This is a genomic window from Streptomyces sp. NPDC044003 (genome assembly GCF_056435185.1).
This window is the reverse complement of the sequence record NZ_JBWKFA010000006.1, coordinates 98,692-120,679: the sequence shown is the minus strand read 5'-3', so window position 1 is coordinate 120,679 and position 21,988 is coordinate 98,692. Positions and strand designations below refer to the sequence as shown.

Here is a 21,988-nt window from a genome sequence, read left to right as displayed (position 1 = left end):
GGGGAAGGGAAGGAGTGGGGAAGGAGAGGCGCGGAGAGGAGGGAGGGGCAGGGAGAACCGCGGGAGAGAAGAGATGAAGGAGGGGAGAAGGGGGGAGGAAGCGGACGGACCGTCCCGGAACCCCGGCCCGAGCCTCCGCTCCCACAGCCGGGTGCGGGACACTGTCCACAGGCCGCCTCTACGATCCGTGGGGGAAGCCTGTGAGAGGTGACACTCATCCACAGGGCAGAGAAGGGGAACCAGCCGATTTCCCGACGCGTGGATACGATCAGTAAGCAGTACCAGGGCGACAACGACGGAGGAGGTGCCCCATGGGAGTCCTGAAGCGTTTCGAGCAGCGTCTCGAAGGTCTGGTCAACGGCACCTTCGCCAAGGTCTTCAAGTCCGAGGTCCAGCCCGTCGAGATCGCCGGCGCGCTCCAGCGCGAGTGCGACAACAACGCGACGATCTGGAACCGCGAGCGGACCGTCGTCCCCAACGACTTCATCGTGGAGTTGAGCACGCCCGACTACGAGCGTCTCAGCCCCTACTCGGGCCAGCTGGGCGACGAGCTCGCCGGCCTGGTCAGGGACTACGCGAAGCAGCAGCGGTACACCTTCATGGGCCCGATCAAGGTCCACCTGGAGAAGGCCGAGGATCTCGACACCGGCCTGTACCGCGTCCGCAGCCGCACGCTCGCGTCGAGTACGTCACAGCCGCAGCAGCCCTCCGCGGGGCCGCAGCAGCACCAGCAGCAGCAGGGCCGCGGCGGCTACGGGTACCCCCCGGCCGGCGCCCCGCCCATGCCCGCCTCCCCGCCTCCCGGCGCGCCCGGCCACCGGCCGACGGCGCCCGCAGGACGCCCGGCGGCCGGCCCCGGATCCATGCCCGGACCCGCCACCCACGGCGGAGCGGGCGCTCCGGTGCGCCGCTGGATCGAGATCAACGGCACCCGCCATCAGATCTCCCGCCCGACCCTGGTCCTCGGCCGCAGCACCGACGCGGACGTGAGGATCGACGATCCCGGCGTCTCCCGCCGGCACTGCGAGATCCGGACCGGAACGCCCTCGACGATCCAGGATCTGGGATCCACCAACGGCATCGTGGTGGACGGGCAGCACACCACCCGCGCTACGCTCCGCGACGGCTCGCGGATCGTCGTGGGCAGCACCACCATCGTTTACCGGCAAGCCGAAGGGTGAAGCGGGGGCAATGTCAGAGCTGACCCTGACGGTCATGCGGTTGGGTTTCCTGGCCGTTCTGTGGCTGTTCGTCATCGTGGCCGTCCAGGTCATCCGCAGCGACCTCTTCGGTACGCGGGTCACCCAGCGCGGTTCGCGGCGCCAGGAGGCGCGACCTCAGCAGAACGCGCGCCAGGCCGCCACGCCGCCGCAGCAGCGCGGCCAGCAGAACACGGGCGGCCGCCAGCGCCGCGGCGCCCCGACCAAGCTGGTCGTCTCCGAGGGCACCCTCACCGGCACGACCGTCGCCCTCCAGGGCCAGACGATCACGCTGGGCCGGGCGCACGACTCGACGATCGTCCTCGACGACGACTACGCGTCCAGCCGCCACGCCCGGATCTACCCGGACCGGGACGGCCAGTGGATCGTCGAGGACCTCGGGTCCACCAACGGGACCTATCTCGACCGGAACCGTCTCACCACCGCTACACCCATTCCGCTGGGCGCGCCGATCCGGATCGGCAAGACCGTCATCGAGCTTCGGAAGTAGTGCTACATGATGAGTGAGCGCGAGCGGAGCGAGCGAGCCGGGACGGTCCCCGCCGCGGGATGTGCCGCGCTCCCGACCGGAGCGACTGAATCGACCGGCGTGGCCGGAGCGACCGGAGGGTGGGCAGTGTGGGTCGAGACCGGCTGTACCCCGATGCAGCGTCGACAGGGCAGGTGCGCATGACTCTGTCCCTGCGATTCGCCGCGGGCTCGCACAAGGGCATGATCCGCGAGGGCAACGAGGACTCGGGTTACGCCGGTCCCCGGCTGCTCGCCATCGCGGACGGCATGGGCGGCCAGGCCGCCGGCGAGGTCGCCTCCTCCGAGGTGATCTCCACGCTCGTCACGCTCGACGACGACGTCCCCGGCTCCGACATCCTCACCTCGCTCGGTACGGCGGTGCAGCGCGCCAACGACCAGCTGCGGATGATGGTCGAGGAGGACCCGCAGCTGGAGGGCATGGGCACCACGCTCACCGCCCTCCTGTGGACCGGCCAGCGGCTCGGTCTCGTGCACGTCGGAGACTCGCGCGCCTATCTGCTCCGCGACGGTGTCCTCACCCAGATCACCCAGGACCACACCTGGGTCCAGCGCCTCGTCGACGAGGGCCGGATCACCGAGGAAGAGGCCACCACCCACCCGCAGCGTTCGCTCCTGATGCGCGCGCTCGGCAGCGGCGACCACGTCGAACCCGACCTCTCCATCCGTGAGGTCAGGGCCGGCGACCGCTATCTGATCTGCTCCGACGGCCTGTCCGGCGTGGTCTCGCACCAGACCCTCGAGGACACCCTCGCCAGCTACCAGGGCCCGCAGGAGACCGTGCAGGAGCTGATCCAGCTCGCGCTGCGCGGCGGCGGCCCCGACAACATCACGGTGATCGTCGCCGACGTCCTCGACGTCGACGGCGGCGACACCCTCGCCGGTCACCTCAGCGACACCCCGGTCATCGTGGGCGCCGTCGCCGAGAACCAGGCACAGCTGAACGACGGCGGGGCGATGCAGACCCCGGCCGGCCGCGCCTCGGGCCTCGGCCGCCCCGCGCCGCACCAGCAGCCGCCCGCCGGCGGCTTCGGTCCGCCCGGCAGCGGCGACGACCACGGCTACGGCGGCATGCCCCCGCAGGGCTCCTTCGACTCGTACACGGACGACGACTTCGTCAAGCCGCGCACCGGCCGCAAGTGGCTCAAGCGCTCCTTCTTCATCGTCCTCGCCCTCGCCGTCGTCGGCGGCGGCCTCTACGGCGCCTGGCGCTGGACGCAGACGCAGTACTTCGTGGGCGCCAAGGACCAGCACGTGGCGCTGTACCAGGGCATCAGCCAGGACCTGGCGTGGGTGTCGCTCTCGAAGGTCGAGAAGGACCACCCCGAGATCGAACTCAAGTACCTCCCCGCCTACCAGCGGAAGCAGGTCGAGGACACGATCGCGGGCGGCAGCCTCGGCAAGGCCGAGACGAAGATCTCCGAGCTGGCCGTGCAGGCCTCGGCCTGCAAGAAGGCCGAGCAGCGGCACGCCGCCGCCGAGAAGGCCGCCGACCAGGCGAGCAAGCCGCCGGCCACCCAGAAGCCGAACGGCACCGCCACCCCTGACTCCAAGCCCACCACAGCCGCTCCGTCCCCGGGTCCCACCCTCACCGCGGAGGAGCAGAAGCTTGCCTCGAACTGCGGCAAGCAGTAAGCACCCGTAGGGGGCCTTTCACCACCATGAGCGTTGTCACCAACACGACCACCATCGGCGCGATCGAGGCGCCGAGCCGCCGCAACACCGAGCTGGCGCTGCTCGCGTTCGCCGTCGTCATCCCGGTGTTCGCGTACCTCAACGTGGGCCTGGCCATCGACGGCAAGGTCCCGGCCGGCATGGCCGGGTACGGACTCGGCCTGGCGCTGCTCGCGACCGTCGCCCATCTCGTGGTGCGCAAGTGGGCCCCGTACGCGGACCCGCTGCTGCTGCCGCTGGCGACCCTGCTCAACGGGCTGGGCCTGGTACTGATCTGGCGTCTCGACCAGTCGCCGCGGCTCATCGCGACCTCGATGCGGCTGTACAAGAGCTTCAGCCCCGACGCCCCCAGCCAGATGATGTACTCGGCGGTCGGCGTCGCCATGTTCGCGGGCGTGCTGCTGCTGCTCAAGGACCACCGCGTCCTCCAGCGCTACACGTACATCTCCATGGTCGTGGCCCTCGTCCTGCTGCTGCTGCCGCTCGTCCCGGGCCTCGGCGCGGACGTCTTCGGCGCCAAGATCTGGATCCGCATCGGCGGCTTCTCGATCCAGCCCGGTGAGTTCGCCAAGATCGTGCTGGCCGTCTTCTTCTCCGGCTACCTGATGGTGAAGCGGGACGCGCTGGCGCTGGCCAGCCGCCGTTTCATGGGGCTCTACCTGCCGCGCGGCCGTGACCTCGGCCCGATCCTGACGATCTGGGCGGTCAGCCTCCTCATCCTGGTCTTCGAGAACGACCTCGGTACCTCGCTCCTCTTCTTCGGCATGTTCGTGATCATGCTGTACGTGGCGACCGAGCGGACCAGCTGGATCGTCATGGGTCTGCTGATGGCCGTCGCGGGCGCGGTGGTCGTCGGCTCCACGGCCAGTCACGTGAAGTCGCGTGTGGCCGCGTGGCTCGACCCCTTCGGCTGCCTGGAGACCGCCACCGACCAGAACATGCTGAACGCCTGTGACCAGATGACGCAGGTGCTCATGTCGTTCGGTTCGGGCGGCATCCTCGGCACCGGTCTCGGCCAGGGCAACTCCGACCTCATCCAGTTCGCCGCCAACTCCGACTTCATCTTCGCCACGGTCGGCGAAGAGCTCGGTCTGACCGGCGTCATGGTCTTCCTGCTGCTGTACGGCCTGATCATCGAGCGCGGCATCCGTACCTCCCTCGCCGCCCGCGACCCGTTCGGCAAGCTGCTCGCGATGGGCCTGTCCGGCGCCTTCGCGCTCCAGATCTTCGTCGTGGCCGGCGGTGTGATGGGCCTCATCCCGCTCACCGGTATGACCATGCCGTTCCTCGCGTACGGCGGTTCGTCCGTGATCGCCAACTGGGCCCTGATCGGCATCCTCATCCGGATCAGCGACACCGCGCGCCGTCCCGCGCCCGCGCCCGCCCCGTCCCCCGACGCCGAGATGACCCAGGTGGTCCGTCCGTGAACAAGCCGCTGCGGCGGGTCGCGATCTTCTGCGGCCTGCTGGTCCTCGCCCTGCTCCTGCGGGACAACTGGCTCCAGCTGGTCCGCGCCGACGAGCTGAACGCGCACCCCAAGAACCGGCGCGTCCAGATCGAGCGGTACTCGAACGAGCGCGGCAACATCATCGTCGACGGCAAGCCCATCACGGGCTCCGTCGACTCGGGCGACAAGTTCTACAAGTTCAAGCGGACCTACATGGACGGCCCCATGTGGGCCCCGGTCACCGGCTACGCCTCGCAGGCGTACGACGCCAACCAGATCGAGAAGATCGAGGACGGCATCCTCACCGGCAACGACGACCGGCTCTTCTTCGACCGCACCCTCGCCATGTTCACGGGCGAGAAGAAGAAGGGCGGCGATGTCATCACCACCCTCAGCGGCGCCGCGCAGAAGGCCGCCTACGAGGGCCTCGGCGACAAGACCGGCGCCGTCGTCGCCATCGAGCCGAAGACCGGCAAGATCCTGGCGATGGCGTCCACGCCCTCGTACGACCCGTCCACCTTCGCCGGCTACTCCGGCAAGGACGAGAAGGCCTGGGTCGCGCTGGAGAAGGACAAGAACAAGCCGAAGCTGAACCGCGCGATCCGCGAGATCTACCCGCCCGGCTCCGTCTTCAAGGTCGTCACCGCCGCCGCGGCGCTGGAGAACGGCAAAGTCACCGACATCAACGCGCCCACCGACACCCCCGAGGGGTGGAAGCTCCCGCTGTCCACCAAGGAGATGGTCAACCACGCCAAGGGTTGCGCCAACACCAGCCTCAACCACGCCCTGGAGATCTCCTGCAACTCGGTCTTCGCGAAGCTCGGCGACGACGTCGGCCGCGACAAGATGGTCGAGATGGCGGAGAAGTTCGGCTTCAACGCCGAGCAGTTCACCCCGGTCCGCTCCTCGGCCTCCGTCTTCGACAAGAAGGCCGACCGCCCCGGTAACGCGCTCTCGTCGATCGGCCAGTTCAACACCGCGACCACCCCGCTGCAGATGGCGATGGTCACAGCGGCGATCGCCAACGACGGCAAGCTGATGAAGCCGTACATGATCGACCAGCTGCGGGCCCCGAACGTCGACGTCATCAAGCAGAACGAGCCGGAGGAGATGAGCCGCCCGGTCTCGCCGGAGACCGCCCAGAAGCTCCAGCAGATGATGGAGAACGTCGTCTCCAACGGCACCGGCGGCAACGCCGACCTGAACATGGACGGCGTGAAGGTCGGCGGCAAGACGGGTACGGCCCAGCACGGCGAGAAGAACGCCCAGCGTCCGTACGCCTGGTTCATCTCGTATGCCAAGACGGCCGAGGGTTCCCCGGTCGCGGTCGCCGTCGTCGTCGAGGACTCGGCGGGCACCGACCGTGAGGACATCAGCGGTGGCGGCCTGGCCGCCCCGATCGCGAAGGCCGTGATGAAGGCGGTCCTGAAGACCCGGGGCTGACCCCCCGGACCCGTACGAGCCAGGTACCGGTCAGGTATCAGCTACCGGCCCCGGGCGGAACGCCTTCCCGGGGCCGGTAGCGTATGCGCGAACAGCACACACCGCCGGACCACCCATGGGTGCGGTCGGGACAGACGGAGAGGGCTGGATTAGCTATGGAAGAGCCGCGTCGCCTCGGCGGCCGGTACGAGCTGGGCCCGGTGCTCGGCCGTGGTGGCATGGCCGAGGTGTACCTCGCCCAGGACACCCGGCTCGGCCGCACCGTCGCCGTGAAGACGCTGCGGGCCGACCTGGCCCGTGATCCGTCCTTCCAGGCCCGGTTCCGCCGTGAGGCACAGTCCGCCGCCTCGCTGAACCATCCGGCGATCGTCGCGGTCTACGACACCGGCGAGGACTACGTCGACCAGGTCTCCATCCCGTACATCGTGATGGAGTACGTCGACGGGTCGACCCTGCGTGAGCTGCTTCACTCCGGGCGCAAGCTGCTGCCCGAGCGCACGCTCGAGATGACGGTCGGCATCCTCCAGGCGCTGGAGTACTCGCACCGCGCCGGCATCGTGCACCGTGACATCAAGCCGGCGAACGTCATGCTGACGCGCACCGGCCAGGTCAAGGTCATGGACTTCGGCATCGCGCGCGCCATGGGCGACTCGGGCATGACCATGACGCAGACCGCCGCGGTGATCGGCACGGCCCAGTACCTCTCCCCCGAGCAGGCCAAGGGCGAGCAGGTCGACGCCCGCTCCGACCTGTACTCCACCGGCTGCCTGCTCTACGAGCTGCTCACCGTCCGGCCCCCGTTCATCGGTGACTCCCCGGTCGCGGTCGCGTACCAGCACGTCCGCGAGGAGCCGCAGCCGCCGAGCAACTTCGACCCCGAGATCACGCCCGAGATGGACGCCATCGTCCTGAAGGCGCTGGTCAAGGACCCCGACTACCGCTACCAGTCCGCCGACGAGATGCGCGCGGACATCGAGGCCTGCCTCGACGGTCAGCCGGTCGCGGCCGCCGCCGCGATGGGGATGGGCATGGCGGGCGCGCCCGCGTACGGCGGGGGCTACGGCTATCCGCCGGAGGACCAGCCGACCACCGCGCTGCGCCAGGCCGACCCGGCCGGCCAGACGTCGATGCTGCCGCCGGTCAACCCGGACGACGGTGGCTACGGCTACGACGACCGTCCCGACCGCCGTCGCGGCGGTGGCCAGAAGAAGTCGAACACCTCGACGATCCTGCTGGCCCTCGCGGGCGTCCTGGTGCTCGTCGGCGCGATCTTCATCGGCGTCTCGCTCTTCGACAAGAAGGACGGCCCGCAGAAGGTCACGGTCCCGCAGCTGGTCGGGCAGACCATGAGTGCGGCGCAGGAGCGCGCGAAGAACGCCCAGGTGAAGGTCGAGCAGGCCGGCACCGAGCGCTGCGACCAGCCCAAGGACACCATCTGCCGCCAGGATCCGGCCGCGGACGGCACCGCGACGATGGAGGCCGACGGCACGGTCAAGGTGTTCGTCTCCGAGGGCTCCCCGCTCATCGAGGTCCCTGACGTCATGGAGCAGTCCCAGGAGCGGGCCGAGCAGACCCTCAAGGACAAGGGCTTCAAGGTCAAGGTCGCGCAGGAGGAGTCCGAGGAGGAGCCCGGTACGGTCCTGCGCCAGAACCCGGAGGGCGGCACCAAGGCCGAGCAGAACTCCGAGATCACGATCACGGTCGCGAAGAAGCAGCTGTCCGAGCTTCCCAGCGTCAAGGGCCGGACCTACGACCAGGCCGTCCAGCAGCTGAACTCGCTCGGCTTCAAGAACGTGACTCAGGAGCCGGTCGACTCGCCCGAGCCCGCGGGCACGGTCGTCGACCAGACCCCGCAGGGCCCGTCGAACCAGCCGCTGGACGTCCAGATCACGCTGAAGGTCTCCAAGGGCCCGCAGCAGACGACGGCCCAGATCCCCACGGGACTGACCGGCAAGAAGTTCAAGGACGTCCGGGACCTGCTGCAGGGCATGGGCTTCACGGTCACCCAGGTGGGCTCGGACAAGGAGGACGCCATGGTCCTCGGCACGAACCCGCCGGAGGGCACGACGGTCCCCACCAACCAGCCGATCACCGTCACCACCCTTGGCGGCGGCGGGGACAACAACAACGGGAACCCCGGCGGCGGCTTCTTCGGCTGACGCCCCGCAGGTACCCGATACGCACGCGGGAGAGCCCCGGCATCCGTACTGGATGCCGGGGCTCTCCCGTCTGCTGGGGTTCAGCGCAGTTCGGCCGGTGGGGTGCGGTCGCGGTCGACCTTCTCCGTGCGTTCCAGTTCGCCCCAGACGATGTAGCGGTAGTCCGAGGTGTACATCGGGGTGCAGGTGGTCAGCGTGATGAAGCGGCCGGGCTTCGTCCTGCCGGATTCCTTCGGGACGGGCTGGAGGACGTCCACGTTGTACTTCGTGGTCTCGGGAAGGGTCTTGTAGACCTTGTAGACGTACCAGGTGTCCTTCGTCTCGAAGACGATCGAGTCCCCGGTCTTCAACTTGTGGATGTTGTGGAATTTGGCCCCGTGCCCGTCCCGGTGCGCGGCGAGCGTGAAGTTGCCCTGCTTGTCCTGCGGCAGCGCGGACTTGATCGGGTCGGTGTAGTAGCCGGCGACGCCGTGGTTGAGGACGTCGGTGCCGGTGCCCTGCTTCACCAGGACCTCGCCGTTCTGCATGGCGGGTACGTGGAGGAAGCCGATGCCGTCCTTGGTGTCGAGCGCTCCGGGGCCCTGGTCGGCCCACTGGTCGCGGACCTGTGCGCCGTCCTTGTCGGCGGCCCGGTCGGCGAGGACGTTCGTCCACCACAGCGAGTAGACGACGAAGAGGCCGAGTACCAGGCCCGCCGTGATGAGGAGTTCGCCGAAGAGGCTGATGATCCCGGCGATCCGGTTGCGCGCGCGTGCCACTAGGTCGTCCCGTCGTCCCGTCCGGAGGTGTGGGGTCTCAGCCTACGAGCGCTTCCGGCTTTCCCTTGCTGCGCGGGCGTTCCTCGACCAGCTTGCCCCACACGATGAGGCGGTAGGTGCTGGTGAACTCCGGCGTGCAGGTGGTCAGTGTGATGTACCGGCCGGGTCCCTTGAAGCCGGACTGCTCCGGTACGGGGTCGATCACCGAGACGTTGGAGGGCGAGGTCTGCGGCAGGACGCTCGCCATCTCGTACGTGTAGTACGCGCTCTTGGTCTCGACGACGATCGGGTCGCCGGGCTTCAACTGGTTGATGTACCGGAACGGTTCGCCGTGCGTGTTGCGGTGGCCGGCCACCGCGAAGTTGCCCTGCTTGTCGGCCGGCATGGCCGTCTTGAGCTTGCCCTCGCCGTAGTGGCCGACCATGCCCTTGTCGAGGACCTTGGTCTTGCTGATGCCCTCGGCGATGGGGACGACCACGTCCAGCTTGGGGATGTACATGATGGCGAAGCCCCTGCCGGGCTCGAAGGCCTCGGGCTTGTCCTCGCCGCCGCCCTGGGACCAGGTGTCCTCGATCTGTTCCTTGGCCCGGTCGGTCTCCTGGCCGGCGAGGACGTTCGTCCACCACAGCTGGTAGGTGACGAAGAGGAGCATGACGACGCCGAAGGTGATGAAGAGTTCTCCGACGACCCGGCTGGCGACGACGCCGACGCTCTCCTTCGCGGCGCGGGCGGCGCGCCGGGCCTCGACGCGGGACAGGGGCCGCCCTTCGGCGGCGGACGGCGCGGTGGTCGCGGGGGCGCCACCCCGGTTTCGGCCACGGCCGCCCTTGGCGGCGCGACGGCGCTCGGCCCGCCCGGGCCCCGGACCCGGCTCGGCCGGCACCTCGGAAGACGTCCCGGAGGGCTCTTCCAGGGCCCGCAGGGGCATCGTCTCGTCCCGGGGGGCCTCCGGGGCCTCCTCCGCCTCGTACGCCCCGTACGAGGGCTCGTAGGGGGCCTCGGGGGCGTACGGCTCGGCGGGTGCGTAGGAGTTCTCGGGGACGTACGGGTCTGCCGGCGGCGCATACGGCTCGGCGGCAGCGTAGGACGGCTCGGCGGGTGCGTGCGCGGCGCCTGCCCCGTACGCAGTGCGTGCCCCGTACTGCTCACCGGCCCCGTACTGCTCGGCCGGCACGTACTGCTCGGCCGGCACGTACGGTTCGGTCGGCGCGTGCGGTTCGGCGGGCGCGTACGGTTCGGTCGGCGCGTGCGGTTCGGCGGATGCGTGCGGTTCGGCGGGCGCGTACGGGTCCCCGGGTATCGGCTCCGGCTCCGGCCCCCGCTCCGGCACGTTCGTCGCCCGGAACCACGGCGAGCCCGTCGTCACGCGACGGCCTTGCCCACCACCGGAGCGAGCCCCGCCGACCTGCCGACCGCCCCCTTGTCGCCGCACTGCTCCAGCCAGTTGGCGAGCATCAGGTGCCCGTGCTCGGTGAGGACCGACTCGGGGTGGAACTGCACGCCCTCGACGGGGAGTTCACGGTGGCGCAGCCCCATGATGATGCCGTCCTCGGTCCGCGCCGTGACCTCGAGCTCGGCCGGCAGGGCGGCGGGCTCGGCGGCCAGCGAGTGGTAGCGGGTCGCGGTGAACGGCGAGGGCAGACCGGCGAAGACGCCCTTGCCCTCGTGCGTGACGAGCGAGGTCTTGCCGTGCAGCAGCTCGGGCGCGCGGTCGACGACTCCGCCGTACGCCACGGCCATCGACTGCATGCCGAGGCAGACGCCGAAGACGGGCACACCCGTGTCGGCGCAGTGCCGGACCATGTCGATGCAGACCCCGGCCTGCTCGGGCGCGCCGGGCCCGGGGGACAGCAGGACGCCGTCGAAGCCGTCCTGGGCGTGGCTCAGCTCGACCTCGTCGTTGCGGAGGACTTCGCACTCGGCGCCGAGCTGGTAGAGGTACTGAACGAGGTTGAAGACGAAGCTGTCGTAGTTGTCGACGACGAGAATGCGCGCGCTCACTGGCCGTCCACCGTCACATCGTTGAACGGAAGCAGAGGCTCCGCCCAGGGGAACACGTACTGGAAGAGGACATAGACGACCGCGAGGGCCAGCACGATCGAGATCAGCGCCCGTACCCACGCGTTGCCCGGCAGATGCCGCCAGATCCAGCCGTACATGACGTGGACCGCCCCTTCCGTTCGTTACGGGGACCAGAGTACGGGGCGAGGGGGCCGTGAGGGGTCAGCTGTCCAAAGCCTGTGGACGGCCGTCGGTCACGGGGCGGGTGGCGTCGAGGTGCGCCCAGACGATCAGCCGGTGGCTGCTGCCCCACTCGGGGTCGCAGGTGGTGAGGGTGAGGTAGCGGCCGGGCCCTTGGAAGCCCGACTTCCTGGGGACGGGGTCGACGACGGCGGTGTCGCCGGGGACGGTCCGGTACGGGCCGCGGTCGATCCGGTAGGTGAACCAGGTCGTGCCGTCGGTGAGGACGATGGCGTCGCCGGGGCGCAGCCGCGGGAAGTCCTTGAAGGGGTCGCCGTGGGTGCGGCGGTGGCCGGCGACGGCGAAGTTACCGGTGCCGCCGAGCGGGGCGGTGCGGGTGTAGTGCCCGAGGCCCTTCTTCAGGATGTCGGGGCCCGTGCCTTCGAGGACGGGCCATTTCCAGTCGCGGCCGAGCCGGGGGACGTACATCACGGCGATGCCCTTGCCGGTGACGTACGGCGGCGGTACGCGCGCGGGGGCGGCGGCGACGGGGGTGTCGGCCCATTGGCGCTGGAGGGTGTCGATCTGGGCGGCGCTCGCGCTGTCGGCCTGGACGCCGGTCCAGTACAGGAGGTAGGCGACGAAGAGGACGATGAGGGCGCCGGCGGTGATGCACAGCTCGCTGAGGGTCCTCACGAGGAGACGCAAGCGGCCCTCCCGCCGTCAGCTCACCGGCTTCGCGTAGTGGAGGTCCACTGTGCCCGAGTACCCGGGAAGAGTCACCGTCTTGTGTTCGTCCACTTTCCAGCCGAGCCCGTACGCCTTGACGTACAGCTGGTAGTTCTGGAGCGCGGGAGAGTCGGCCAGCGCCTTGGCCAGCCTGCCCTGGTCGCCGACGGCGGTGATCTTGTAGGGCGGCGAGTAGACGCGGCCCTGGAGGATCAGGGTGTTGCCGACGCAGCGCACGGCGCTGGTGGAGATGAGCCGCTGGTCCATGACCCGGATGCCTTCGGCGCCGCCCTGCCACAGGGCGTTGACGACGGCCTGGAGGTCCTGCTGGTGGATGACCAGGTCGTTGGCCTGCGGTTCGGGGTAGCCGGGGGCGGCCTGGGCGTTGGGCGGGGCGTCGTCGAGGGTGACGGTGAGGCCGGAGCCGGAGACCTCGGTGGTCCCCGCCTTCGCCTCGAGCGCGTGGAGTTTCTCGTCCTGCGCGCGCGTGGAGCCGTCGTCGCGGGCGGCGAGGGAGTCGACCTGACCGCGGAGGGCGGCGGTGGACTCGTCGAGGCCGGCGTTCTTGTGGCTGCGTTCCTCGATCAGGTCGGAGAGCCTGAGGAGCGAGGCGTCCGTACGGATATTGGTGCCCTTGGCGGTGTTGAAGCTCGTGACGAAGATCAGTCCGGCGAGGGCGAAAACGGCAAGAGTGAGCACCCGGACGGGGCGCCACCTCGTGGTGCGGCCCTGCCCTTCGGGAGTGTCGGCGGAATTGCTCAACGTACCCTGATCCCCTTCGGTGCCTCGGAACCACTACGCTAACGGACGCCTGGGGGACGCAGTCGTCCTCCTTCGTCACATCCCGGCGCCAGCCACAGTTCCCTGCGCGGTCACGCAGCGCATCGACAGGAGAGTCCCTCGTGCCGAAGTCACGGATCCGCAAGAAGGCCGACTTCACGCCTCCGCCCGCCAAGCAGGCCACCAACATCAAGCTGACCAATCGCAGCTGGGTGGCGCCCGTGATGCTGGCCCTGTTCGCCATCGGTCTGGTGTGGATCGTGGTCTTCTACGTCACCGACGGCTCCATGCCGGTCGAGTCGATCCGGAACTGGAACATCGTGGTGGGCTTCGGCTTCATCGCGGCCGGCTTCGGCGTCTCCACACAGTGGAAGTAGCCGGTCGGGCCACGGTCCGGGCGATCTAGCGGTCGCTGCGGCCTCTCGTCTAGCGGTCGCGGCGGCCTCTCGTCAAGCTCTCCCCCGAGCTTATCCACAGCGTTGTGCACAGCACTGGATAACTTACGAAGATCTGTGGATAACTTGCACGAGGTTGACGGCGGTATGACCGGAATCACCCTCGGCAGAACACGCGGCGCCCCTCGCCTCCCTGGAGAAACACCAGGTCAGAGGCGGGGGGCGCCGTCTTTCCCCATAGTGCGGGAAAGATTTGCCACACACTGTGGATAACTCTGGGGAAAGCTCACAGAAGAGCTCTTCCACAGGCCCCTGTGCTCAGGTGAGCGCGGCCGATCGGGCGAGCACGATCCCCAGGTCGATCAGGAGCACCAGGGCACAGGCCCCGTACTGCACGAGGTTCCGCCGGACCCGGGGCGCGTGCACCATCGCGTACGTCAGCAGCACGCCGGCCACCAGACCGCCGATGTGCGCCTGCCAGGAGATCCCCGGACGGGTGAACGTGATGAGCAGGTTCAGCGCCACGAACAGGAGCGCCGGACGCATGTCCTGCCGCCGGCGTCGGGCCAGCACGATCCAGGCGCCGAGCAGGCCGTAGACGATGCCGGAGGCGCCGAGCGAGAACTGGTTCTGCGGGGAGAGCAGATAGGCGAGTGCCGAGCCGGAGAGCCCGGAGAGCAGGCACACGGCCGTGTACCGGATCCGCCCCAGCTCGGGTTCGACGATCCCACCGATCATCCAAAGGCCCAGCATGTTGAAGAGGAAGTGCGGGATCTCCTGGTGGAGGAAGGCGGAGGTCAGCAGCCGGTACCACTCGCCGTCGGCGACCCCGACCGGCTCACCGCTCGGCAGGTAGGCGCCGCCGATCAGGGCGAGATCGTCGAGGAGCCGGTCGCCCACCACCTGGACGGCGATGAACAGCGCCAGGTTGATCGCCATGAGGATCTTGGTGACGAGGCGCCCGTCCGACGCCACCCGGCCGCCCGCGAGCGTCCGGGGCTGGTTGGCACCGGCGGCGTGGCCGGTGCCCGAGCCGCCCCGTACACACTCGGGGCACTGGAAGCCGACGGACGCGGAGATCATGCACTGCGTGCAGATGGGCCTGTCGCAGCGGGCGCAGCGGATGCCGGTCTCGGCCTCCGGGTGGCGGTAGCAGCGCAGCAGACCGGGCTGCGTGTCCATGGCGGGTTCCGTCCCTTCCGCCTCAGCGCTTCTCGATCACCACGGACTCGACGACGACGTCCTGGAGCGGGCGCTCGGTGTGGGGGTCGGTCGCGGTGCTCGCGATCGCGTCCACGACCTTCCGGCTCTCCTTGTCGACGACCTCGCCGAAGATGGTGTGCTTGCGGTTCAGCCAGGTCGCGGCGCCGACGGTGACGAAGAACTGGGAGCCGTTGGTGCCCGGGCCCGCGTTGGCCATGGCCAGCAGGTAGGGGCGGTCGAAGAAGAGCTCCGGGTGGAACTCGTCGGCGAACTCGTAGCCGGGGCCGCCCGTGCCGTTCCCCAGCGGGTCGCCGCCCTGGATCATGAAGCCCTTGATGACCCGGTGGAAGACCGTTCCGTCGTAGAGCGGGTCCGAGGAGACCGTGCCGGTGGCGGGGTGCGTCCACTCACGCTCACCCGAGGCGAGCTCGACGAAGTTCCGGACCGTCTTCGGGGCGTGGAACGGCATCAGCCGCACCTCGATGTCACCCAGGCTCGTCTTGAGGATCGCGTACAGCTGCTCGGCCACGGTCGCCTTCCGTCCCACGTCGTGTCGCGTCGCGTCGTCCCGCGTCCCGCGTCATGTCACGTCTGTCTCTGGCGTGTCCGATCCTCGCATGCCCCGGATGCCAGCCCCACATGCCGGACGGCGCTCCGGCGGGCATGATTCCGAAAAGGATGGAAAGGTGAAAAACCGACATCGCCACCGAGGAGGAGGAATCCCGTGACCCGCATGGACAGCGTGCGCGCCGCGACAGGTTCGGCGAAGGAGAGCGTCCTGCACGCCGCGGAAGTGGTGGCGCCGTACGCCGGTACGGCCAAGGACCAGGCCACGCATTACGCGCACGAGGCGAGGGTGGTGATCGGCCCGAAACTCTCGAAGGCCGCTCATCAGGCCCGTACACAGGCTCGCGCGCAGTACGACTGCTATGTCGCACCGCATGTACCGCCGCGGGTCGACGCGGCTGCACACCGTGCGGCGGTCAAGACCCGCCAGGCCGCCCGTCAGGCGGCCGACTACACCGTGCCGCGCGTCGAGAGCGCGGTCGCCGCGACCGGTCCCGTCCTCGAGGAGGCCGGATCGCGTTCCACTGCCGCCTGGGCCGCGCTGCGCGGTCAGGTGACGCCGAGTGAAATCCAGAAGATCATGAAGAAACACGAGCGTCGGGCCAGGGCCGGACGCCTCGCCAAGGGACTCGTCGTCCTCGGCCTACTGGTCGGCGGCGCGTTCGCCGCCTGGAAGTGGTGGGACAAGCAGGCCAATCCCGACTGGCTGGTCGAACCTCCGGCTCCCACCGAGATGGACGAGGGCTCACCGCAGTCGTCCGTCGACGGCAGTGGGGCTCCCGACACGGAGGTGGAGACCGAGGCCGATGACGATGCCGCAGCCGCCGCAGAGGCCGCCGAACGCGACGAACGTCGCTGACCGACCGCCACTCCTACCGGGTCCTACCGGGGGTACTGCTGGGGGTCCTACCGGGTCCTGCTGGGTACTGCTGGGGTTCTGCCAGGTCCTGCTGGGGTCCTGCTGAGGCTCTGCTGAGTCCTGCTGGGGTCGTACCGGGTCCACCAGGGTTCTGCTGGGGTTCTGCTGGGGTTCTGCTGGGGTTCTGCTGGGGTTCCGCCTGGTTCTACCGGGTCCTGCCTCGTTCTGCTGCGGCCCTGTCGGGGCCGCCGAGGTCCTGCACGTGGGGTGTGGGGAGTACGCGTCGTCGTCTCCCCGCGCCCTACGCCGCCGCGGCGGCGAGCGCCAGGTCCGTCAGCGCGGCCGGGTCGCTCTCGACACCGGCCGTCGACGAGGACCGCCGGCGCGCGGAGGGGGAGGAACCGTGGGCCTCGGCGGCGATGCGCTGCTTGAGGGTGGGCGGCAGGGAGCGGTCCCCGACGAGCGGCCACTGATACGTCCGCTGTGCCGGTACGGAGGCGAGCGCGCGCTCCCCGGCGGTGTCGGCGCGGACGGCGGCGGGCGCGGACGGCTCCTCGGGCTGCTGGACGGCGGGCTGCCCGGCCGCGGCGGCGGTGTTCGCCAGGCCGACGGAGGCGAGCAGGGCGAAGAGGACGGAGATGAAGGCGGTCCAGAACTGCTTGACCTTGGCGGTGGCCATGGTCCCTCACTTTCGTGACGTTCTCGGATGGTTCATTTCGGGTTGCGCGCTTTACGTACTTTTCTCATGATGTGGATGCGCCTCGGTTTTCCATGGACCGACGCCGTCGCCGCGCAGTTCTTCCGATGAACACCACCCGTCCGGCCCAGCTCCAGCCGGAGTCCAGAGGGCCTCCAGACGTGCCGTAGACGCTGTCAGGGCCCCGGGGGTCCGCCCCGGTGCTGCGCAGGTGCGAGACGACGGCGGTGAGAGGCATGGCTTTGGGGCCCGAGGCATTCCGCGACTTCTTCGGATCCGTACCGGCGGCCGTCGCGGTGGTGACCACGGCCGGCCCCGACGGCAGACCACTCGGCTTCACGTGCACCGCGTTCAGCGCGGTGTCCCTGGACCCGCCCCAGCTGCTCGTCTGCGTGGACGAGGGCTCCCGCACCCTGCCTGCGGTGCTCGGCGCGGAGGCGTTCGCGCTGCATCTGCTGTCCGCCGAAGGGGGCGAGGAGCTCGCGCGTACCTTCGCGGGGCGCTCGGACCGGAAGTTCGACGGCGTGGCATGGCGGCGCGGCGAGTCCGTGCCCGCGTGCCCGGTGCTGCTCGACGGGGTGCTGGGCCACGCGGAGTGCACGCTGGAGCGGAGCGTGGCCGCCGGTGACCACCGGCTGTTGATCGGCCGCATGGAGCGGGTCGTCCTACGCGAGGAGGCCCGCCCGCTGCTGTACCGGCGGGGGACCTTCGCCGCATGGGACTCCTTGCGGGCGGCCGCCGCGCCGGCGCGGATCGCCGCGGGAACGTGACCGGGCCACGGCGGGTTCCCCGCCCGGGTACGGAGAGCGGGGAGCCCGCCGGAACCTCGGCCGGGACCGGCCGACCGGCCGCCCGGATCTCGGGCGGGGCCGGGCGGTCGGCTGTCGGGGCGTCAGGCGTGGCAGGTGGGCAGGCCGCCGTGGTAGTCGATCATGCGGGCGAAGAGTTCGCTCATGTCCACCTGGGAGCCGCGGGGCTCGCCCTGTTCCTCGGCGTACGCGCGGAAGAGGTTGGGGACGAGCCGCTCGGAGTCGAGCCAGTGCGCGTACGCGCCCAGGTCGGTGCGGCGGGCCAGTTCGACCGGGTCGAGGGAGTCCGCGAGGCCCTGCCGGGCGAGGTCCTGGAGCAGGCGCAGATAGCCCTCGGTCTCGTCGAACACCCCGGGTCCCGCGACCGGGCCGTGGCCGGGGACGACCACCTCCGGGGCGAGGGCGCGCATCGCGTCCAGGGCTTCGAGGGAGCCGGCGACCGAGCCCATGGGGCAGAACGGCGTCACCCCGTTCATCACCAGGTCGCCGGTGAACAGCACCCGTTCCGCCGGCAGCCAGAGCACCGTGTCGTTGCTGGTGTGCGCAGGGCCCAGGTGCAGCAGCTCGGCCGTCTTCTCGCCGATGTGCAGGGTGAGCCGGTCGCGGAAGGTCAGCGCGGGCGGGACGAGTCGCAGGTCGCCCCACTCGACGTCCGGCCACAGGCCCGTCAGGTGCAGGCCCGTTTCGGTCATCTCCGTACGGGTGCGCTCGTGGCCGACGACGAGGGACTCCGGGAAGACGAAGTTCCCGAAGGTGTGGTCGCCGTGGAAGTGGGTGTTGAACAGGACCTGCGGGACGGCCGGGGAGACCCGGAGCACCGCCTCGCGCAGGGCCCTGGCGCGCGCCTCGGTGGCCGCCGTGTCCACGAGCGCGGCGCGGTCGCCCGAGACGACGAGGCCGGCGTTGTTGAGGCACCAGCCCCCGTCCGGCTGGACGTGGGCGAACACCCCGTCGGCGACCTCCGTCAGCTCGGTCGGGACGGCGCCGGCGGTGATTCCGGTCATGTGGGTCTCCTCCTCGACATCATGGAATTGGCTCATCGTCGGCTGAGGGGCTGGAGCCCCGCTCGAACCCGTTCGCGCTGATCGCGCCTCCCCCGCCGGCCGTGCTGACCACGCTGACGACCGTCCCGTCGGGCAGCGTGTGGGTGGCGGTGCTCAGGGTGCCGGGGAGCGCGGGCCGGCCGGCCGGGTCCGCCGGGTCGAGGCCGATGGTGCGGGGCGGGTGGCGCAGCCCGGTGCCCAGCGCCTTGGCGTACGCCTCCTTGAGGGTCCACAGCCGCAGCAGCTCCGCGTCGCGCGCGGTGCCGCGCAGCCCTCGCGCGGTGAGTGCGGCCCGTTCGTGGGGTGTGCACATCCGGTGCTCCAGTACGGACATGGCGCGGCCGGGTCGTTCCGCGTCCACACCGACCCGGCCGCCGTGGACGACCGCGACGGCCAGCAGGGAGCCGGTGTGGCTGAGGCTGAAGTCCAGGTCCGGCAGGTCGGGGGCGTAGGGGCGGCCGAGCGCGGTGCGGGCGAGCGCGATCCCGTCGGGGTCGCGGCCCACGAGCGCGCCGAGTGTGGTGCGCAGCAGCAGTCGGGAGGCCAGGAAGCGGCGGCGCAGCCGGTCGTCGCGCAGGGCGCGCAGGCGGGCGGTGTCCTCGGGCCGCCGCGGGCCGCCGCGGGACTCGGCGGCCCGGGCCCAGTCCTCGACGGTGCCGTGCCTGAGCAGGGGCCGCCCGGGTCGGGGGTCGGGGCCGGGCCCGGTGGCCGGGCCCGGTGGTGTCCGCACGGCGGCGCGGGCGGTCAGGCCAGCTGGTCGTGGGTGACCAGGCGGGAGCGGGTGTGGACGCCCTCGTCGGTGACTTCCAGGACGTCGTGGACGACGCAGCTGGGCGTGATCTCGGGCTTTCCGCCGGGCCGGACGGTGACGACCAGGGCGTACACGGTGGAGCGCAGCGAGCCGTCGGCCTGCGGCTCCAGGGCGATGTGGTTGAACCAGTGGCGGCGCTGGACCGGGTCGTTCTCGAAGCGCTTGTGGAACTCCACCAGTTCGGCGACGATCCCGGCCCGGCCGACCGCCGGCTGGGCGGCGGGGGAGTGCTGGAAGGTGCCGTCCTCGGTGAAGGTGGCCGCGTAGTCGGTGAAGTGGCCCTCGTCGAGGGCCTGCATCTGGTGGGCGTAGAAGTGCTGGACCTGGGCGTAGACGTCGGTACGGACGGTGGTGGCGGTCACTGGTTCCTCCGGAGCGCGAGACGGTCGATGGCGTCACCCTCGCCGGGCGGGCTCGAAGGGTCCTCCACTGCGGCTTGAGCCGGGCCGGGGAGCCTCGGTCCGTCACGTCACCTCGCCACCGAGCCGACACACGGGAGCCGGGCATGCTGTTCGAGGACGATTTCCACGAGGACTGGGGTGCGCCGGGGCGCGCGGCCCGCTGGCGGCTGCGGCCGCTGCCGTGGCTCGCGCAGGGCGACGCCCGGGTCCGGACGCCCGGGGACGGTGACGGGCTGTGCGTGGAGTCGGGGTACGGCGCGGGGCTCGGGGAGCAGCCCGCGTTCACTCGGGCGCCGGCCGGGCAGGAGGAGGCGGCGCATCTGCGGTGGGCCGCGTTCGCGGAGCCCGAGGCGCGTGGGCCGGGGGTGTTCCGGGCGGAGGCGGAACTGTCGGCGCGGGTGCTGTCGGCGGACCGGCATCCGGACGGGGACGGCCCGTCGTGTGCCATGGCCGCGCTGATCTGCGTGGACATGGTCTCGGGCCTGGCCTTCGACTTCGCGCTGACGAACGGGTTCGTGTGGGCGCTGTACGAGCGGCTGCCGCGCCCCGGTGCGGCGCACGGCTCGTTCGCGTACGCCGTTCCGGTGGCGCCCCGGACTCCGGAGGCGTGGCATCGCTGTGCGGTCGAGGTGGACGCGGCTGCGGGGCGGGCGTGCTGGCTGCTCGCGGGCGAGGAGGTGTTCGCGGTGGACCGTACGGGCCTGGAGCTCGACGCCCGCCGGCACGGCCGCCATCTGGAGCGGTCCACGCCGGGTCCGCGCGCCGAGGTCGCCCCGGAGCGGCTGACCGTCGGCTTCGGTCTGCTCGCCACGGCGGCGTACGGCCAGGGGGTGCGACTGCGGGCCCGCCGCGTGGCGCTGGCGGCGGGTGCCGGTCTCGGTCGGCCCTGACCTTGCGCGCGGCGGTCAGTCGGTCGCGGCCGCTTCCGCCGCTTCCGCCGCCTCGGCCGCGTGGCGGAGGGTGGTCAGGCTGTTGCGACCGAGAGCTTCCCGCACGTATGTACGGGCGTCGGCGAGTGTGGCGTCGGGGCCGAGCACCTCGGTGATGCCCGTCGGGTCGACGGCGACCGTGTGGCGTGCGGTCGCCACCGGCCCCTGGGGGGTGTGCGTGAACGTCCACTCGCCGCTGTGGCCGGACAGCAGCCGGGGGGTGCGCTGCTGCTTGTACGCGATCCACTCCGGTGCGCGGCAGATCCGCGCCGAGCGCGTGGTGTGGGCCGAGCCGTCGGCCGTGACGGTGTCCATCTCCAGCCACTGCAGGCCCGGTTCGGGCTCGGTCAGCGTGACGCGGGCGACGTGCGGCAGCAGCTCCGCCCAGCGTTCGGCCCGCTCGACGAAGGTGTAGGCGTCCTGGGCGGTGCCGGTCAGCGGGATGGTGTCCGTGAACGAGAAGACCAGGTCGTCCACGGGGTGCCCGGTCTCCGCGAGCGCCGCGAGGGCGCCCAGTTCGCGGGCGCTGTTGCGGTCGAGGGCCTCCTCGATCCGGGCCACGGCGGCCGGGTCGTCGTCGGCGACCGTGAACCGGTGGCGCAGCACGATCTCGGTGCGGCCGTCGGCCAGTCGCCGGAAGAGCCAGCCGCCGGACATCGACGTGACGGGCGGCCTGCTGTGCTCCTGGCGGAAGGACACGTACAGCCGTCGCGGGTCGAGGACGCGGCGCGAACGCCAGTGCGCGATCTCGCCGTTCACCTCGGCCCAGATCTCGAACCGTTCGGTCCGTCCCTCCTGGGCGAGGTGCCGCACGTGCACGGTCGGCTCGAACACGGCGGGCCACCGGGTCACGTCGGCGACGAGGGCGTACAGCGTCTCGGCGGGCGCGGCCACCGTCACGGAGTGCTCGCTGCGGTGAACGGTCGGGGTGGGGAGGGCGGCGGTACGGGCCATGAGGCGTACTCCTTGGGCGCGGGGGATGCGTACGGGACGGCGCGGGGCCGCCCCGGGGGCACCGCACGCACGGGCGGCGCGCGGTGCCCCCGGGGCCGGCCGACCGGCCGACCGGTGGTGGGACCGCGTCAGGCGGCCCGCACCTCGGAACGGTTGACGAGGTCGAGCAGGAGGCGCGGGGTGAGCGCCTCGTTGACGTCGTCGTCGTCGAGGGCGACGCCGAACTCGCGCTCGATACGGGCGGCGCTCTCCATGAGGGCCAGGGAGTCGTAGCCGAGGTCCTCGAAGGTGATGTCGAGGATGTCGCCGGAGAGGTCGGCGCTGTCGTCCTCTCCGGCGCAGGCGACGAGGATGGTGCGCAGTGCGTCGAGGGTCAGCTGTGCCATCGTGGGGCTCCTTGG

Annotated in this window: 24 protein-coding genes; 10 read left to right on the top strand and 14 right to left on the bottom strand. The window is 70.7% G+C overall.

All coding sequences use genetic code 11. The features are described from left to right. Positions 1-311 precede the first annotated feature (311 nt). The 6 genes from AC07AW_RS23945 to pknB all read left to right on the top strand — a co-directional run bounded on the left by AC07AW_RS23945 (position 312) and on the right by pknB (position 8,471). Positions 312-1,181 carry an FhaA domain-containing protein gene (locus AC07AW_RS23945; RefSeq protein WP_478817490.1) on the top strand — a complete coding sequence of 290 codons (870 nt, stop codon included), beginning with the start codon at positions 312-314 and terminating at the stop codon, positions 1,179-1,181. Between the two features lie 10 nt (positions 1,182-1,191). Continuing rightward, a complete protein-coding gene (locus AC07AW_RS23940; RefSeq protein WP_392158817.1) occupies positions 1,192-1,710 on the top strand; it encodes an FHA domain-containing protein FhaB/FipA in 519 nt (172 codons plus the stop codon). Between the two features lie 179 nt (positions 1,711-1,889). Then, a complete protein-coding gene (locus tag AC07AW_RS23935) occupies positions 1,890-3,383 on the top strand; it encodes a Stp1/IreP family PP2C-type Ser/Thr phosphatase (protein WP_478817489.1) in 1,494 nt (497 codons plus the stop codon). 26 nt (positions 3,384-3,409) lie between these two features. Beyond that, positions 3,410-4,849 (top strand): FtsW/RodA/SpoVE family cell cycle protein, encoded by a 1,440-nt coding sequence (locus tag AC07AW_RS23930; protein ID WP_392158815.1) that lies wholly within the window; start codon positions 3,410-3,412, stop codon positions 4,847-4,849. Next, complete coding sequence (locus tag AC07AW_RS23925) at positions 4,846-6,312, top strand: peptidoglycan D,D-transpeptidase FtsI family protein (protein ID WP_478817488.1); 1,467 nt, start codon at positions 4,846-4,848, stop codon at positions 6,310-6,312. The genes AC07AW_RS23930 and AC07AW_RS23925 overlap by 4 nt, the downstream gene beginning before the upstream one ends. A gap of 155 nt (positions 6,313-6,467) precedes the next feature. Continuing rightward, the gene (gene pknB, locus AC07AW_RS23920) at positions 6,468-8,471 is read left to right on the top strand and encodes a Stk1 family PASTA domain-containing Ser/Thr kinase (protein ID WP_478817487.1); all 2,004 of its coding nucleotides are present in this window, start codon (positions 6,468-6,470) and stop codon (positions 8,469-8,471) included. An 80-nt stretch (positions 8,472-8,551) separates the two neighbouring features. Here the strand turns inward: pknB and AC07AW_RS23915 are convergent, their stop codons facing one another. The 6 genes from AC07AW_RS23915 to AC07AW_RS23890 all read right to left on the bottom strand — a co-directional run bounded on the left by AC07AW_RS23915 (position 8,552) and on the right by AC07AW_RS23890 (position 12,901). Further along, a complete protein-coding gene (locus AC07AW_RS23915) occupies positions 8,552-9,229 on the bottom strand; it encodes a class E sortase (RefSeq protein WP_478817486.1) in 678 nt (225 codons plus the stop codon). Positions 9,230-9,266: 37 nt separating this feature from the next. Then, positions 9,267-10,595, bottom strand: a complete 1,329-nt coding sequence (locus AC07AW_RS23910; protein ID WP_478817485.1) for a class E sortase — start codon at positions 10,593-10,595, stop codon at positions 9,267-9,269. Beyond that, a complete protein-coding gene (locus AC07AW_RS23905) occupies positions 10,592-11,230 on the bottom strand; it encodes an aminodeoxychorismate/anthranilate synthase component II (RefSeq protein ID WP_478817484.1) in 639 nt (212 codons plus the stop codon). Before AC07AW_RS23905 ends, AC07AW_RS23910 begins: the two co-directional genes overlap by 4 nt. Continuing rightward, positions 11,227-11,388, bottom strand: a complete 162-nt coding sequence (locus tag AC07AW_RS23900) for a hypothetical protein (protein WP_148003371.1) — start codon at positions 11,386-11,388, stop codon at positions 11,227-11,229. The genes AC07AW_RS23905 and AC07AW_RS23900 overlap by 4 nt, the downstream gene beginning before the upstream one ends. Before the next feature lie 64 nt (positions 11,389-11,452). Then, positions 11,453-12,118, bottom strand: a complete 666-nt coding sequence (locus AC07AW_RS23895) for a class E sortase (RefSeq protein WP_478817483.1) — start codon at positions 12,116-12,118, stop codon at positions 11,453-11,455. Between the two features lie 15 nt (positions 12,119-12,133). Continuing rightward, positions 12,134-12,901 (bottom strand): DUF881 domain-containing protein, encoded by a 768-nt coding sequence (locus tag AC07AW_RS23890; protein WP_478817482.1) that lies wholly within the window; start codon positions 12,899-12,901, stop codon positions 12,134-12,136. Positions 12,902-13,041: 140 nt separating this feature from the next. Here AC07AW_RS23890 and crgA point away from each other — a divergent pair, with 140 nt between their 5' ends. Then, complete coding sequence (gene crgA / locus AC07AW_RS23885) at positions 13,042-13,296, top strand: cell division protein CrgA (protein WP_056565215.1); 255 nt, start codon at positions 13,042-13,044, stop codon at positions 13,294-13,296. Between the two features lie 336 nt (positions 13,297-13,632). Here the strand turns inward: crgA and AC07AW_RS23880 are convergent, their stop codons facing one another. Both AC07AW_RS23880 and AC07AW_RS23875 read right to left on the bottom strand, forming a co-directional pair. Beyond that, positions 13,633-14,496 (bottom strand): rhomboid family intramembrane serine protease, encoded by an 864-nt coding sequence (locus AC07AW_RS23880; RefSeq protein ID WP_478817481.1) that lies wholly within the window; start codon positions 14,494-14,496, stop codon positions 13,633-13,635. Positions 14,497-14,518: 22 nt separating this feature from the next. After that, positions 14,519-15,046 carry a peptidylprolyl isomerase gene (locus AC07AW_RS23875; protein WP_392158807.1) on the bottom strand — a complete coding sequence of 176 codons (528 nt, stop codon included), beginning with the start codon at positions 15,044-15,046 and terminating at the stop codon, positions 14,519-14,521. Between the two features lie 195 nt (positions 15,047-15,241). On the opposite strand from AC07AW_RS23875, the gene AC07AW_RS23870 reads away from it, so the two are divergent. Beyond that, positions 15,242-15,943 carry a DUF5324 family protein gene (locus AC07AW_RS23870; RefSeq protein ID WP_478817480.1) on the top strand — a complete coding sequence of 234 codons (702 nt, stop codon included), beginning with the start codon at positions 15,242-15,244 and terminating at the stop codon, positions 15,941-15,943. Positions 15,944-16,244: 301 nt separating this feature from the next. Here the strand turns inward: AC07AW_RS23870 and AC07AW_RS23865 are convergent, their stop codons facing one another. Beyond that, entirely contained in the window at positions 16,245-16,622 is a 378-nt protein-coding gene (locus tag AC07AW_RS23865; protein WP_478817479.1) for a DUF6344 domain-containing protein, read from the bottom strand. Between the two features lie 254 nt (positions 16,623-16,876). Here AC07AW_RS23865 and AC07AW_RS23860 point away from each other — a divergent pair, with 254 nt between their 5' ends. Next, a complete protein-coding gene (locus AC07AW_RS23860) occupies positions 16,877-17,410 on the top strand; it encodes a flavin reductase family protein (protein WP_478817478.1) in 534 nt (177 codons plus the stop codon). A 122-nt stretch (positions 17,411-17,532) separates the two neighbouring features. Here AC07AW_RS23860 and AC07AW_RS23855 read toward each other — a convergent pair whose 3' ends face one another. Genes AC07AW_RS23855 through AC07AW_RS23845 form a run of 3 tightly spaced genes read right to left on the bottom strand, consistent with a single transcriptional unit; the run spans position 17,533 to position 19,665 of the window. Further along, positions 17,533-18,453: an MBL fold metallo-hydrolase gene (locus AC07AW_RS23855; protein WP_478817477.1), complete on the bottom strand. Its 921-nt coding sequence runs from the start codon at positions 18,451-18,453 to the stop codon at positions 17,533-17,535. Positions 18,454-18,472: 19 nt separating this feature from the next. Next, positions 18,473-19,222 carry a 4'-phosphopantetheinyl transferase family protein gene (locus AC07AW_RS23850; RefSeq protein WP_478817476.1) on the bottom strand — a complete coding sequence of 250 codons (750 nt, stop codon included), beginning with the start codon at positions 19,220-19,222 and terminating at the stop codon, positions 18,473-18,475. 14 nt (positions 19,223-19,236) lie between these two features. Next, entirely contained in the window at positions 19,237-19,665 is a 429-nt protein-coding gene (locus AC07AW_RS23845) for a nuclear transport factor 2 family protein (protein ID WP_478817475.1), read from the bottom strand. A 143-nt stretch (positions 19,666-19,808) separates the two neighbouring features. Between AC07AW_RS23845 and AC07AW_RS23840 the strand changes: the two genes are divergently transcribed. Then, complete coding sequence (locus tag AC07AW_RS23840) at positions 19,809-20,594, top strand: DUF6081 family protein (protein ID WP_478817474.1); 786 nt, start codon at positions 19,809-19,811, stop codon at positions 20,592-20,594. Between the two features lie 15 nt (positions 20,595-20,609). Here AC07AW_RS23840 and AC07AW_RS23835 read toward each other — a convergent pair whose 3' ends face one another. Then, positions 20,610-21,587, bottom strand: coding sequence for an aromatase/cyclase (locus AC07AW_RS23835; protein WP_478817473.1), 978 nt, complete (start codon positions 21,585-21,587; stop codon positions 20,610-20,612). 128 nt (positions 21,588-21,715) lie between these two features. Then, positions 21,716-21,973 (bottom strand): acyl carrier protein, encoded by a 258-nt coding sequence (locus tag AC07AW_RS23830; RefSeq protein ID WP_478817472.1) that lies wholly within the window; start codon positions 21,971-21,973, stop codon positions 21,716-21,718. Between the last annotated feature and the right edge of the window lie 15 nt (positions 21,974-21,988).